At 69.9% G+C, this 13,860-nt stretch carries 12 protein-coding genes; 1 reads left to right on the forward strand and 11 read right to left on the reverse strand.

All coding sequences use genetic code 11. The annotated features are described in order from the left end of the window. Positions 1-92 precede the first annotated feature (92 nt). From OOZ19_RS23250 to eccCa, 11 genes are all read right to left on the reverse strand, one after another. Positions 93-248, reverse strand: a complete 156-nt coding sequence (locus OOZ19_RS23250; protein WP_266092278.1) for a hypothetical protein — start codon at positions 246-248, stop codon at positions 93-95. 276 nt (positions 249-524) lie between these two features. Beyond that, on the reverse strand, positions 525-689 hold the full coding sequence (locus OOZ19_RS23255) for a hypothetical protein (protein WP_184483141.1): 165 nt from the start codon (positions 687-689) through the stop codon (positions 525-527). 51 nt (positions 690-740) lie between these two features. After that, entirely contained in the window at positions 741-2,075 is a 1,335-nt protein-coding gene (glmM, locus tag OOZ19_RS23260) for a phosphoglucosamine mutase (protein WP_266092333.1), read from the reverse strand. Positions 2,076-2,202: 127 nt separating this feature from the next. Next, positions 2,203-2,697: a 30S ribosomal protein S9 gene (gene rpsI / locus OOZ19_RS23265; RefSeq protein ID WP_416309487.1), complete on the reverse strand. Its 495-nt coding sequence runs from the start codon at positions 2,695-2,697 to the stop codon at positions 2,203-2,205. An 89-nt stretch (positions 2,698-2,786) separates the two neighbouring features. Next, the gene (gene rplM / locus OOZ19_RS23270) at positions 2,787-3,236 is read right to left on the reverse strand and encodes a 50S ribosomal protein L13 (RefSeq protein WP_184483143.1); all 450 of its coding nucleotides are present in this window, start codon (positions 3,234-3,236) and stop codon (positions 2,787-2,789) included. Between the two features lie 418 nt (positions 3,237-3,654). Continuing rightward, positions 3,655-3,942 (reverse strand): WXG100 family type VII secretion target, encoded by a 288-nt coding sequence (locus OOZ19_RS23275; protein WP_266092280.1) that lies wholly within the window; start codon positions 3,940-3,942, stop codon positions 3,655-3,657. Between the two features lie 61 nt (positions 3,943-4,003). Further along, positions 4,004-4,315: a WXG100 family type VII secretion target gene (locus OOZ19_RS23280; protein ID WP_266092281.1), complete on the reverse strand. Its 312-nt coding sequence runs from the start codon at positions 4,313-4,315 to the stop codon at positions 4,004-4,006. 288 nt (positions 4,316-4,603) lie between these two features. Continuing rightward, positions 4,604-6,424, reverse strand: coding sequence for a type VII secretion-associated protein (locus OOZ19_RS23285; protein WP_266092282.1), 1,821 nt, complete (start codon positions 6,422-6,424; stop codon positions 4,604-4,606). 416 nt (positions 6,425-6,840) lie between these two features. Next, the gene (locus OOZ19_RS23290; RefSeq protein WP_323055172.1) at positions 6,841-7,053 is read right to left on the reverse strand and encodes a DUF397 domain-containing protein; all 213 of its coding nucleotides are present in this window, start codon (positions 7,051-7,053) and stop codon (positions 6,841-6,843) included. After that, positions 6,977-7,921 (reverse strand): helix-turn-helix domain-containing protein, encoded by a 945-nt coding sequence (locus OOZ19_RS23295; RefSeq protein ID WP_266092284.1) that lies wholly within the window; start codon positions 7,919-7,921, stop codon positions 6,977-6,979. The genes OOZ19_RS23290 and OOZ19_RS23295 overlap by 77 nt, the downstream gene beginning before the upstream one ends. A gap of 64 nt (positions 7,922-7,985) precedes the next feature. Further along, the gene (eccCa, locus tag OOZ19_RS23300) at positions 7,986-12,113 is read right to left on the reverse strand and encodes a type VII secretion protein EccCa (RefSeq protein WP_266092285.1); all 4,128 of its coding nucleotides are present in this window, start codon (positions 12,111-12,113) and stop codon (positions 7,986-7,988) included. 320 nt (positions 12,114-12,433) lie between these two features. Between eccCa and eccD the strand changes: the two genes are divergently transcribed. Continuing rightward, the gene (eccD, locus tag OOZ19_RS23305) at positions 12,434-13,849 is read left to right on the forward strand and encodes a type VII secretion integral membrane protein EccD (protein WP_266092286.1); all 1,416 of its coding nucleotides are present in this window, start codon (positions 12,434-12,436) and stop codon (positions 13,847-13,849) included. Positions 13,850-13,860 lie beyond the last annotated feature (11 nt).

Raw genomic sequence — 13,860 nt, forward strand, 5'->3', positions numbered from 1 at the left:
GCGACGTCAGGTGGCAACGCCAGGTTCCTCACCCTGGCAGCTGAGCGCGGCGAACGGGCCGAATCCGATGATCTCCTTGCATACGCGAAGGTTCAGCGCGGCCGATACGGGCCCTGCGGCGGGTAGGGCTGCGGCATCTGCTGCTGCGGGAACGGCGGACCGCCCGGCCCCCGCGGATATCCGGGCGGCGGCCCGTACTGCGCGGCGGCTCCGCCGAGCTTGACCTTGACGACCAGCGCGGCGGTCACAGCGCCGGCACCCCACCGACGAGCAGGCTCGCCAGCAACGTGAACACGTTCATGAGTCCCCGCCTTCGCCGCGCACAACGTATCGGAGGGCGCACACGGACCACCGGCGGCTCAACGCGAGCTCAGGACCCGCGGAATCGCCGGTGGCAGGAGGTTCCGGCTCAGATCGAGATGATCAGCATCGTGAGGATCACCGCCAGCGCCATCCCGGCCAGCGGCAGCAGCACGATGACGAACAGATCCGCGAACCGCTCCCCGCGCATCTCCGGCCCCCGCTCAGCCGTGCCTGCGGGAACGGCGGTTGACCCACCACTGGCCGCCGTCGTGCACGGCGTTGAGGGCCTTCGTCCCGGCTATGCCGAGAGCGGAGAGCACGAGGACGGCAGCGACCAGGCCGATGGCGACAAGCCCGACGAGAACGGCGACAACGATGGCACCCATGTGAGCACCGTCTCACACTTTGGCCGATCAAGGGAGATTCAGATCACAAGATCACCGGATGGCAGCAACGACTTCGGCCAGACGCCGCGCCGTGGCGTCGGCGACCTCTTCGCTGGGCGCCTCCACCATCACCCGCACCAGCTGCTCGGTACCGGACGGGCGCAGCAGCACACGGCCCTGCTCACCCAGCTCGGCCTCGGCCGCGGCGACAGCCTCGGACACCTCCGGCGCCGCCACGGCCAGCGAGCGGTCCACGACCTTCACGTTCACCAGCACCTGCGGCAGCCGGACCATCGTGGTGGCGAGCGCTGCGAGCGTCTCGCCCGTCGCGGCCATCCGCCCCATCAGGCGCAGCGCCGTGAGCACGCCGTCCCCGGTGGTGGCGTGGCCGGGCAGCACCACGTGACCGGACTGCTCGCCGCCCAGCGAGAACCCGCCGGCGCGCAGCTCCTCCAGCACGTAGCGGTCCCCGACCTTCGTGGTGCGCAGCTTCACGCCGTGGTCGCGCATCGCCAGGTGCAGGCCCAGGTTGCTCATCACCGTCGCGACCAAGGTCTCGTCGGCGAGCTCACCGGTCTCCTTCATCGCCACGGCCAGGATCGCCAGGATCTGGTCCCCGTCGACGACCTCGCCCGCCGCGTCCACCGCCAGGCAGCGGTCCGCGTCGCCGTCGTGCGCGATGCCCAGGTCGGCGCCGTGCTCCAGCACCGCCGCCCGCACCTTGTCGAGGTGGGTCGATCCCACGCCGTCGTTGATGTTGAGCCCGTCCGGGTCGGCGTGCAGCGCCACCACGTCGGCGCCCGCCCTGCGGTACGCCTCCGGACCGGCGCCGGAGGCCGCGCCGTTCGCGCAGTCCACCACGACCCGGATGCCGTCCAGCCGCTGCGGCGTCGCCACCAGCAGGTGGTCCACGTAGCGCTGCACCGAATCCGGCACGTCCCGCACCCTGCCGACGTGCGACCCGGTGGGCCGCTGCACGTCCTCGTGGAGCCGCGCGGCGATCTCGTCCTCCACCGCGTCCGGCAGCTTGTGACCACCGGCGGCGAACAGCTTGATCCCGTTGTCGGGCATCGGGTTGTGCGAGGCGGAGATCATCACGCCGATGTCGGCACCCAGCTCGCCCACCAGGTAGGCCACCGCGGGCGTGGGCAGCACGCCGACCCGCAGCACGTCCATGCCCGCCGAGGTCAGGCCCGCCGTGACCGCCGCCTCCAGCATCTCGCCGCTGGCCCGCGGGTCGCGGCCCACCAGCGCCACCCTGCGACGCGAGTCGTCCCGGTCGTAGAGGACGCGGGCCGCCGCAGCCGCCACGGACAACGCCAGTTCCGGCGTCAGGTCCGAGTTCGCGAGGCCACGCACTCCGTCGGTGCCGAACAGCCGGGACATGTGCAGCGAATCCTCCTGGATCGACGGCAGAGCCATGCCAGGCCCGAACCCGGCATACAAAAAGACCACGGGAGCAGCCCCGGCGTCGCGCGGACGCCACGGCTGCTCCCGTGAATCGTACGAAAGGTCAGCGCTTGCTGTACTGCGGAGCCTTGCGGGCCTTCTTGAGGCCGTACTTCTTGCGCTCCTTCTCCCGCGGGTCGCGGGTGAGCATGCCGGCCTTCTTCAGCGCCGGGCGGTCATCGGCGTCGAGCTCGATGAGCGCACGCGCGATGGCCATGCGCAGCGCACCGGCCTGACCGGAGGGGCCACCGCCGTTGAGGTTCGCGTGCACGTCGAAGCCTTCGGCGCGCTCCACGAGGACCAGCGGTTCCTTCACGATCTGCTGGTGCACCTTGTTCGGGAAGTAGTCTTCCAGCGCCTTGCCGTTGAGCTTGAACCCACCGCTGCCGGAGGTCAGGCGCACGCGGACGATGGCCTCCTTGCGGCGGCCGACGGTCTGCACGGCGCGGCCGGACGGGATCGGCGCGAACTCCTGAGGAGCGTCTTCGACCTCGGTCTCGACGTCTGCCTCAGCGGTCTCGACGTCCGCCTCAGCGGTCTCGGCGAAGTTCTCGCCGATGTTCTCGACGACGTCCTCGCCGACGGTCTCGATAACCGGAGTCTCCTCCGGCGCAGGAGTGGTCACTGGCTGGTCCTCGGGTCCCTCGGTCACTTCTCGACCTTCGCGTTGATCTGGTACGGCTGCGGGTTCTGGGCCTCGTGCGGGTGCTCCGGGCCGGCGTAGACCTTGAGCTTCTTGCCCATGGCCCGGCCGAGCTTGGTCTTCGGCAGCATGCCCTTGATGGCCTTCTCCAGCACCCGCTCGGGGTGCTGGGAGTCCAGAACCTGCCCCAGGGACTGCTTGCGCAGACCGCCCGGGAAGCCGCTGTGCCGGTAGTGGAACGCCTGGTCGCGCTTCTTGCCGGTCAGCGCCACCTTCTCAGCGTTGACGATGACGACGAAGTCGCCGGTGTCGAGGTGCGGGGCGTAAGTCGGCTTGTGCTTGCCGCGCAGCAGCAGGGCGGCCTGGGTGGACAGCCGACCGAGCACCACGTCCTCGGCGTCGATGACATGCCAGGCGCGGGTCACCTCGCCGGCCTTAGGGCTGTACGTGCGCACGGATCTACCTCGTCGTCGTTCGCGTCGGAATCTCGGTGCGGACCCCGTGTGTTCCTCTGGGGAGCCCATCGGAACCGTGCCGGGTCGGAAGCCCCGATCTGGCCGGGGAACCGGCACGTCCTGGGTGTCACCAGAGACCTGTGGCCCCGGTTCGGCCTCGGCTCTCGCCGGGCGTTCCGTTGGGCCGGTCACCGCTCCAACACCGCAGTCGCGCACCGCACAACAAACAATCAGGGTACTCGCTGGCGAAAAGACCCACCGATACGGGGTCCCCCTCGCCGGGAAACGCCGTCGACGTGTCTAGTCGCCGAGTGGATGCTACCGGGCGCCTCGGACGCGCCGGACACCCGCCCACCGGAACACCACCGACCCCGGGCCACGGAGGCGCACGGGGTCGGCGACGAGCACGGCGGGAAGATCAGCCACCGAAGCGGCCGGCGTTCTTCGCCTCACCGGCCTGGTAGGACTCGTTCGCGGCGTTGACGGCCATGCCCATCTTCGCGGCGATCTCGATCATGTTCTGGGCGGCCTTGTCCCACTCTTCCTGCGCGGCGCGGTACGCCTCCTGCGCCTGGCCTTCCCAAGTGCTGACCAGCGGCTTGAGCATGTTCTCCAGCTCGTCCAGCTCGGCCTGGATCTTGGTGGCGGCGCCGCCCAGGTCGTCGGCGGCCTGGCTCAGCTGGCCGAAATCAACCCGAATTTCCATGGTGAAGTCCCCTCACGTGAAGTGGTCGGAAGAAGGTGGAGAAAGAACGTCGGAGGCGAGCTCAGCCGCCGAGCATGCCCTCGATCTTGGAGATCTCCTGAGCCTGCTCCTCTTCGTTCTGGGTGTACGCCTGACCCGAGGACTGGATGTTCTCGCTGATCTCGCCCAGCTTCTGGTTGATGGTCTTGGCGTTCTCGTTGAACGCGTCCATCAGGCGGCGGAAGACGTCGGACGCGCCGCCCTTCCAGGTCCCCAGGACCGGAGAGATCTGGCCCTCCAGCGTGCTCACCGCGGTCTCGACGTTGCCCCGAACCTCTTCGACCTGGCCTGCGGCCTTCGCCATCAGGTCCGCGTCGGTACCCATCCCGCTCATAGGTGGCCCCCTTCATTCGTTGCTCGAAGATCGATGAACCTACGACGCAGACATTGCCACGTTCGGTTCCGCCCTGTCCCGGCTTTTCCGCAAACGGTTGCGCCTGTGAACGAAAATCGCGGAACTCGCTGGTCAAAAGCCATTAGCGAATGCGAAACGAACGCGAACAACGCGCATGGGCGAGCTCGGCGAACTCGATTCGCAAAAGCGATTTGCACCCGCTATCGATTCTTCGTTTCCCGCCCGCGGGACTCCGCCGCGAAAAGGGCACGCACCGGCGCGCCGGGTTCAGCCTCCGACGGCGAGCGAAGAGATGACCTGCTCGCAGGCGGACTCGACCTGCTGCTTGCCCGCGCCGGTGTAGCGGCACCCGACGCTGACCTGGAAGTGCCCCCGGTGCAGCACGAACCACTCCACCGTCGCCCTCGGCAGCGCCTCCCGGTAGTACACGACGTCCTCGCCCGCGTACGGGAGCCGCTCGTCGAAGTCCGAGAACCGGCCGCCCTCCGCGTTCAACCGGTCGTACTGGGCGCGCAGATCGGCGACGGCGCGGGAGCGGCCGTCCTCCGTGTCGTAACCGAGATCGCCCTGCTGCACCAGGATCAGGTCGTCGCCCCCGGTCGGCGGCGCGATCACCGTCTGCCACAGCGCCGGATCGCCGCCGGTCTGCTGCCAGTCGCCGGGGTAGTCGAAGGCGTACTCGTACTGCGCGACGTGGCGGGTCGGCTGCTCGGCCTGCCCGCCGACGGCCTGGACGACCAGCAGCACCGCCACGATCACCACGGCGAGCGCGACCACCGCTCCACCGGCCAGCACCCACGGCCGCGCCGACCGCGGTGGCGGGGCGGGGGTGTGGAACACCGGGCGGGTCCGGTCGCTGCCGCCGATGACGACGGTCGAGGCCCGGCTCAGCGAGTCGTCCGCCGGGGCCGCCGCGGGTTGGCGGGCCCAGGTCTGCTGCGGCCCGCCCGCCACGGGGCGGCGCACGGTCGGCATGTTCGTGCCCCGGTGCCCGCCCGCGGGAGCGAGCCCGCCGGTGCGCTCCGGGTCGAGCCGCACCGCGCGCAACGCGCCCCGCGCCACCACCGTCTCCGGTTGGTCCAGGGTGGTCGGCAGGATGCCGGTGCGTTCGTGGATCAGCCTGGCCACCAGCGGGATCCGGCTGGAGCCGCCGACGAGGAACACGCCCGCGAGCCGCTCCCTCGGCACCTGCCCGTCGTGGAGCGTGGCCGTCACCAGGTCCGCGGCCTTCGCCAGCGGCGCGGCCACCAGCCGTTCCAGGTCGGCGCGGGTGACGTGCGCATCGGAGAACGGCGGCGGCATGGGCACGTCGGTGTAGGTGTGCCGGGACAGCGTCTCCTTCGCGCCGCGCACGTCCTGGCGCAGCACGCGACGCCGGCGCCGGTCGGCCATCTCCCTGCCGTCGACGAGCTTGTGCCACGCGGCCGGGTCCATTCCGGACACGACGGCTCCGATGTGCTCCAGCAACGCCTGATCGATGTCGGCGCCGCCGAAGTTCGGGTCGCCCTTGGTCGCCAGCACCCGGAACGCCTGGCCCTGCTTGCACACGACGCTCGCGTCGACGGTGCCGCCGCCGAGGTCGAGCACGGCCAGCGCGCCCCCGTCGGGCAGGCCGTGCCCGGCGGAGTGGAACACCGCGGCGGCCACCGGTTCGGGGACCAGCACCAGTTCCTTCGCCAATCCGGCGGCGGCTTGGCGCAGCACGCCCGCGCGGACGGCACCCCAGTCGGCGGGATGGGTGAGCACGAGCAGGTCGATGCCTGCGCCGCCCGCGAAGCGGCGGGCCTCGCCCACCGCGCGCCGCAGCACGGAGCGCACCACGTCGCCGACGCGCAGCACGCTGCTGCCGAGCAGCAGCTCGCCTTCGTCGATGCGGCGCTTGGGGTGCGGTTCGAACCGGGACGGGTCGACGGCCGCCTGCCGCTCCGCCTCGTGGCCGACGAACAGGGTGCCGTCGGCCGCGGCGAACACCGCCGACGGCACCAGCGGCTGGCCGTCGACGACGACCACCTGCGGTTCACCACCGCCGACGGAGACCACGGTGCACGTGCTTGAGGTGCCGAAGTCGACCGAGACGTGCAGGGACACCCACTACTCCTTCGCGCACCGCCGCGTGGTCGTGGCGGTGTCTTCGCCGGGCCGCTCTCGCGGCGGGACGAACCGTGCGCGCACCCAGATTCCCCCGAACGGTTCGCGCGAGTCGGGCTCCGATCCCGAATCCACCGAGCACCCTAGAGGCCGAGGGTGCGCACGGTTCAACAGTCTGCCCTCGATCGGGTGGCTTTCGCGACCGGCTCTTGACGCGATGCCCCGATTTTCGCCGGAGCGGTGCGGCGCGGATTCGCCTGCCGTCGGGTTGGTTCGCAGGCTACCGGCCGCCGGAGGCGGCGATGCCGGTCGGAGCGGGAGACCAACCGCTGCGACCGGCATCGATGAGGCGGTTCGCGCGTCCGGACGCGCGCTGCGCGGTGAATTCCGGACGCGCTTCGTCCGCTACCGCGGACTCAATCGGAATACTTGAGCTCAGCCAGGAAAGTGCGCCATTGCTCGCGTCGGAAGCACAACACCTCGGTCTGGTCCTTCGAATCCCGCACATCCACCCGCATCGCGAGGGACCCCACCTCTACGCATGCCGATTGACTACCGCTGTAGCTCGATTTCCGCCAACGTCCCGTCCCCATGTGCAGCGCCCTCCCAGCACTCGTACCTGCGCGCATAAGCCGCGACGAGCTCTATTGAACAATTCGGGCTCAGCGCCGTCCGGCACAGCCTAGAACGAGCGTGCTGGAAGGGCGTTACGTCTTCCGGGTCATCCAGGAAAGCCCCGCAGCGGCGCTGTTCCAGATGTACGATCGGTCTGCTCCGGAGGAACTCCAGCAGCAGGAAAGGGCCGTCCATCCCGGTGTGCGCGCCCGCCGTGAACGGCACCACCTGCACGGTGACGTTCGGTGCTTCGCAGGCGTGCAGCACGGCGCGCAGCTGGGCGCCCATCACCGCGGGCCCTCCTACCGCGCGGCACAGCGCGGCCTCGTCCAGCAGAACCAGGTAACGCACCGGATCCCCGCGGTTCAGTATTCGCTGGCGGGACAGGCGCACCGCGATGAGGCGGTCCAGCTGTTCGACGGCGACATCGGTGGCGGCGAACAAGGCGCGAGCGTAATCGGGAATCTGCAGCAGGCCCGGAATGAGGACTTCGGAAACTTCGGTGATGCGCACCGCGCGCTTTTCCGCATCGATGAGTTCGGTGAGCTGCGTGGGCAGTCCGATACCGGATTCCCACCACACCGGCTCGTCGATGTCGTACGCGAGCCGCAGCAGTCGGTCCCGGTTCGCGCCGCGCACGTCGACCGCATCCAGGAATGCTCGCACGGAATTCGGCGCGAGGCGGCGGCGCGCCGTCTCCATCCGGCTGACCTTCGCCTCCGAACAACCGATCAGATCGCCGAGCTGGCGCAAGGTCAGACCGGATTGTTCGCGGGCGACGCGCAATTCCTTTCCTAGCGCTCGGGCTCGGGGGGTATCCGGCATGGCCCACACCCTAGGCGCGACGACCGGCGAAGATCTTCGCTCGATCGTGTCATTCACCGAGAGCGACAAAGAACCTCCCCCACCGCGCGGATGGGGGAGGTTCCACGTGTTCACCCGCCGATCACTCCGGCTGGATGTGCGCCGTCTGAATCAACTGCGGACCGCCGCGCAAGGTGCGGCTGACCATCATGCCGCGGCCCGTCGGCAGCTGCCGCGACTTGACGTTGCCGACGAGCTGGCCGTCGTCCTTGTTCGCGCTCATGGCGAGACCGGGCGCCGAGACCTCCCGCATCTTGCCGATGATCGGCTCGAACAGCGCACGGCTGGCGTTGCCCGAGTTGCGGGCGATCACCATGTGCAGACCCACGTCGGAGGCCTGCGCGACGTACTCCGCCAGCGGCGCCAGCGGGTTGTTGCCCTGGGGCGAGATGAGCTCGTAGTCGTCGACCACGATGAACAGGTCCGGCCCCTTCCACCAGGAGCGGTTGCGCAGCTGGTCCTGGGTGACGTCCGGGCCGGGCATCCGCTTCTTCAGCGCGGCGCCCACGTCGCGCACGTTGTTCTTGAGCTGGTCGACGCTGACCGCGTACTCCATCAGGTGCGGGGTCTGCACGACGCCCAGCATCGTCCGCCGCACGTCGACCAGGAGGATCATCGCCTCCTGCGGCGTGTAGCGGGTCGTGATGCCTTGCACGATGGTGCGCAGCAACGAGGTCTTGCCCGACTCGCGCTCGCCGAACGCGTAGAAGTGCGGCTCCGCCTTGAAGTCCAGGTAGACCGGGTTGAGCCCGTCCTCGTTGATGCCGATCGGCACCAGGTGCGGCCGGGGCTGCTGCTCCTTGGCGGGCAGCTGCTCGTAGGGCAGCAGTTCCGGCAGCAGCCGGACCTGCGGCGCGGGCCGCCCCTTCCAGGAGCTCTTGACCCTGTTGACCAGGTCGGCGACGCCGTCGGCGAGGTCCTCGTTGTAGAGCTCCCACGCGGGCCGCGGGGTCGGCGAGCCCTCAGCGGGGCGTCCTTCCTTGGCGGCGCGCTCGTGCTCCTCGACGCGCGCGGCCTCGGCCTTGACGCGCTCGCTGAGCTGCTCGCTGTCCACTCGGGGCAGCGCGATGAGGAAGTGCAGCCCCGACGGGTGCAGGCCGCGGCCGGGACGGCCGACCGGCACGATCTTGGCGATCTTGCGGTCGAACTCGGACTCGCCGGGGTCACCGAGCCGCAGCTCCATCCGGGTGCCCAGCGCGTCCTTGAGCTGGGGGCGGATGCCCGCCCACCGGTTCGCCGCGAGGAACACGTGGACGCCGAACGCCAAGCCCTGCTGGACCAGGTTGTTGATCTCCGGCTCCAGCGATTCCAGTTCGGACTCGGCGCGGAACGCCTCCCAGCCGTCGATGATCAGGAAGACGTCGCCGTACGGGTCGTTGGTGATCTCGCCGCGGCGCTTGCGGTTGCGGAAGTCGGCCATCGAGTCGATGCCCGCCTCCTGGAACCGGCCTTCGCGCGCCGCCACCAGCGACTTGACCTCGGCGATGGTGCGACGCACCGTGTCCAGGTCACGACGGTTGCCGTAAGCACCGACGTGCGGCAGGTTCCGCAGCGCCGAGAGCGACCCGCCACCGAGGTCGATGCAGTAGAACTGCACCTCCTGCGGCGTGTGCGAGAGCGCCATCGAGGTGATCAGGGTCCGCAGCAGGTTCGACTTGCCGGTCTGCGGCCCGCCGACGACGGCCCCGTTGCCCTCGGAACCGTTGGCGAACTTGAGGATCAGGTGGTCCTGGCGCTGGTTGTAGGGCACGTCGACCAGGCCGATCGGCACCTCCAGCTTGCCGGCGCCCGCCGATCCGGCCGCGGTGTAACCGCGGTCGTCGGTGGCCTGCAGCGGCGGCAGCAGACCGTCCAGCGTGGGCGGCGCGTCCAGCGGCGGCAGCCACACCGAGTGCGCGGGCGGCCCCTGGCCCTCGACCTTCTTGATCACCAGCTGGAAGTCGGTGGGAGCGAGGTCGTCCTTCTTCTCCTTCGGCTCCTCCTCGACCACCGGCGTCTCGGGTTCCGGGGGCTTCTCGACGAAGTCCGGGATGAAGAAGCGCGGGCGCTTCTCCCCCGTCACCGGCGACGCGGCCTGCCCCATCGGGCGCCGACCGCTGGTCTGGTGCATGTGGCCGGACACGTAGGAGGCGCGGAAGCGCTCCATGCCCTCCGGGTGCTTGAGGTAGCCGTGCCCACCGGAGGCGGGCAGGTCCGCCGCGTCCGGGATGCCGATCGCGGCGCGGGATTCGGAGGCGTTGAACGTCTTCAGACCGATCCGGTAGGACAGGTGCGCGTCCAGGCCGCGCAGCTTGCCCTCCTCCAGCCGCTGGGAGGCCAGCAGCAGGTGGACCTGCAGCGAACGACCCACACGACCGATCTTCGCGAACAGGTCCGCGAACTCCGGCTTCGCCTGCAGCAGCTCGCCGAACTCGTCGATGACCACGAACAGCGCGGGCAGCGGTTCCTGGGCGTTGGCGTCACCGGCCTCGTAGAGCTTCCGGTAGTCCCAGACGTTCTTGGCCTTCGCCTTGTCCAGCACTTCCTGCCTGCGGTTGGTCTCCCCCGCCAGCGCGTCCTGCATGCGGTCGACCAGCGTGGAGTCGTCACCGAGGTTCGAGATGCTCGCCGACACGTGCGGGGCGGTCTCGAAACCGTTGAACGTCGCACCGCCCTTGAAGTCGACGAGCACGAAGTTCAGCGACTCGGAGGAGTGCGTGGCCAGCAGGCCCAGCACGATGGTGCGCAGGAACTCGGACTTGCCGGAACCGGTCGCACCGATGCACAGGCCGTGCGGGCCCATGCCGTCGGAGGCCGTCTCCTTGATGTCCAGGTGCACGATCTCGCCCTGCTCGCCGGGGCCGATCGCGACCCGGTACAGGTCCTCCTTCGGCCGCGGGCGCCAGGCCTCGTTGAGGTCGAAGGTGACCGGGTCACCGGCGAGGCCGAGCTGCTCGATGTAGTTGAGCTGGGTGGTCAGCGGCTCGACGGCTCCGCTGTCCTCGACGGCCGAGGCACCGGCCGCGATGCGGTACGGCGACATCAGGCGGGCCACCGCGGTGGCCTCCTCCATGGTCAGCGAGTCCGGCTCGCCGAACCACTCCACGCTGCCCGGACCGCGGGCGCCGATGCGGTCGGCCTCCACCACGATGCGCATGCCGCGGCGCTGGGTGATCTGACCGAGCACATCGGACAGGTCGATCATCGTGACGCCGGCGAGTCCACCTTCGACGATCAGCTGCTCCTCGCGGCTGATCTCGGCGTCGTCCAGCAGGATCACGATGTGCGGCTGGCCCTCCGGCGGGGCCGCGTTGCGCTGGAACCGGGCGCGCTCGGCGAGCTGCTCGGCGAGCATCTCCTCGATGCCCCACAGCGAACCGGCCATCAGGCGCATCGGGCCGATGCCGTCGGTCTCGGTGGGGTGCTGGGCGTGCGGCAGCCACTTCACCCAGTCCCACTCGGTGCGGGACCGTCCGCTGGAGGCGATCGCGATGATCACGTCGTTCGGCGAGTGGAAGGTGGCCAGCTGGGTCAGCATCGCCCGCGCGAGCCCGCGGGTGAGCGCGCGCTCCCCCTGCAGGCCGACGGCGGCGAAACCGCGCAGCGAGGTGGCGATCGGCAGTTCCGACACCAGCGAGTGGGCGCGCACGAAGCGGCGCAGCGCCAGCGTGGTGATCGGCTCCAGCTCGTCGACCGGGCCGGTCTGCGGCGGCACCAGGCGCGTCTCCAGCCGCTGCGAACCGCGGCCCACGCGGACCTGGCAGAAGTCGTTGTCGTTCGGACGCCGCTCCCACATCCGCCGCGTGCCGTTGGCGACGGACCACAGCGTCTGCGGGTCGGGGTGCACCCACTCGCGCGCGAGCCGCTGCTCGTCGGCCGCTTCGCGGGCGCGGTCGCGCATCTGACCGAGGTAGCGCAGGTAGTCCTTGCGGTCCTCGTTCATCTCGGCCTTCTTCTGGCCGCCGTCCTTGCCGCCGCCCGCGATCATCCCGAAGGTCGACACGAGCATCATCATCGGCATCATCATCATCATCGGGTTGTCCTTCGCCCGCTGAAGCATGAAGACCATCATCCCGAGGGATGCCACGATCATGACGCCCGGAAGCACCTTCTGGACGATGTTGCCCGGAATCACCCGGGGGATCTCGGGTGGCGGTTCGAGGTGCACCTCGCCGCCCGGAGGCCTCGGAGCGGCCATGCGTGGCGTTCGCTTGAACTGCAGCGTGCTCACCGGAGGCAGCAACCTTTCAAGTCGTAGCAATGTGGAGCGGCGGGCTCAGTAGCGACGCCCCTACTGCCGCAGGCGGCATTCTGTACCGTCCACGGCACTGACTTCAGCAGGACCCAGGGCGTTCCGGCTCGTCCGTGACCAACCGGATATGAACCCGATGGCACGAGTTCGACCAAACCCTTCACCCCTGCGTGGTCGGTGCGGCCATACTAGGGGCGCTCTTCGGCCGGGCGGGCCGCTTTCGGCGAGAAAAGCCGCACTTGGCCGGATCGAGGCGCAGAAGGACCCAAATGCAAGGACCTAGGAAGTAGGGGGCCTCAGTGGCGACCGGGACCACGGTGTTCAGCCGCGTGACAGTGGTGGCGCCGAATACTCGCATCGACTTGGCGCTGCCCGCCGACGTCGCGGTGGCGGACTTGCTGCCGATGCTGCTGGACATGGCCCGCGAGGGCAGCGTCGACGGCGGTTCGCGACACGGCGGCTGGTGCCTGGCGAAGCTCGGCGACGAGCCGTTGGACAACAGCCAGACGCTGGCGTCGCTGGGCATCGTGGACGGTGATCTGCTCCAGCTGCGGCGTCGTTCGGACAATCCGCCCCCGCCGCTGTACGACGACGTCGTGGACGCGCTCGCGGAGGCCGAGCCGGGCAGCTACCGGCCTTGGACGAAGGAGACCGCGGCCAAGATCGGGCACACCGCGGGTGTGCTCGGGCTCGTCGCGGCGGCGGCTTCGTTAGGACTCGCCGGTCAGTTCGGCGGCATCCTGTTCCACATCGTCACCGCGATCGTGGCGGTCGTGGTGGCGGTGTTCGCCACCGGCATCGGCTCGGTCGTGACGCGCGCCTACGGCGCCGCGACGACCGGCACCGTGATCGCCGGGGCGGGCGCGTTGCCGATGGCCTTCGTGGCCGGGCTCAACGCGGTCCCCGGCAACAACCTGCGCCCGGCGCTGCTGCTGGCCAGCGCGCTGGTCCTGATCTTCGCCGCGATCTCGCTGATGGTGATCGGCACCGGCATCGTGACGTTCATCGCCGCGGCCACCGTGTCGGCGTTCGCGGTGCTCGCGTTCATCGCCACCCTCCTGCTGCCCAGCGGTGCCAGCGCCGCCGGTGTCGCGGCGGGCGCGGGAGCCGTCGGGCTCGCCGGGATCTCGCTGCTGCCCAGGCTGACCATCCAGCTCGCGAAGCTGCCGCTGCCGCACGTGCCGGGCAACGCCGACGACCTCAAGGAGGACGAGGGCTTCCCGGACTACCGCATGATCGAGCGCCGCACCGGCCTCGCCCACCAGTACATGACCGGCCTGATCATCGGCTGCGGCCTCACCGCCGCGCTCGGCGCGATCCTCGCCGTGACCGTCCCCGGCGGCGGAGTCTGGGGCGCGCTGTACGCGATCGTCGTCGCCGCGGTGCTGCTGCTGCGCGGACGCAACTACGCCAACGGCAGCCAGGCCGTGGCACTGCTGCTCAACGGTCTGCTCGCCGCCGTCGGCGTCGCCGCCGGGCTGCTGGTGCAGACCGCGCTGGTGCCGGTCGCCGTGGCGTGGGTGTTCCCGCCGCTGGTGCTGCTCGGCGTGCTGGCGCTGGTGTTCGGCGTGGTGTTCCCGAACCGCCGGTTCTCCCCGGTGCAGCGCCGCATGGTGGACATCCTGGAGGCGGTGCTGATCGCATTGGTGCTGCCGCTCGCGCTCGGCGTCATGGATCTGTACATGACCATCCGCGACCTCAACATCTCTCTCTGAGGGCGAATTCG

This window comes from Saccharopolyspora sp. NFXS83 (assembly GCF_026241095.1).
In the GTDB taxonomy this organism is placed as follows: Bacteria; Actinomycetota; Actinomycetes; order Mycobacteriales; family Pseudonocardiaceae; genus Saccharopolyspora_C.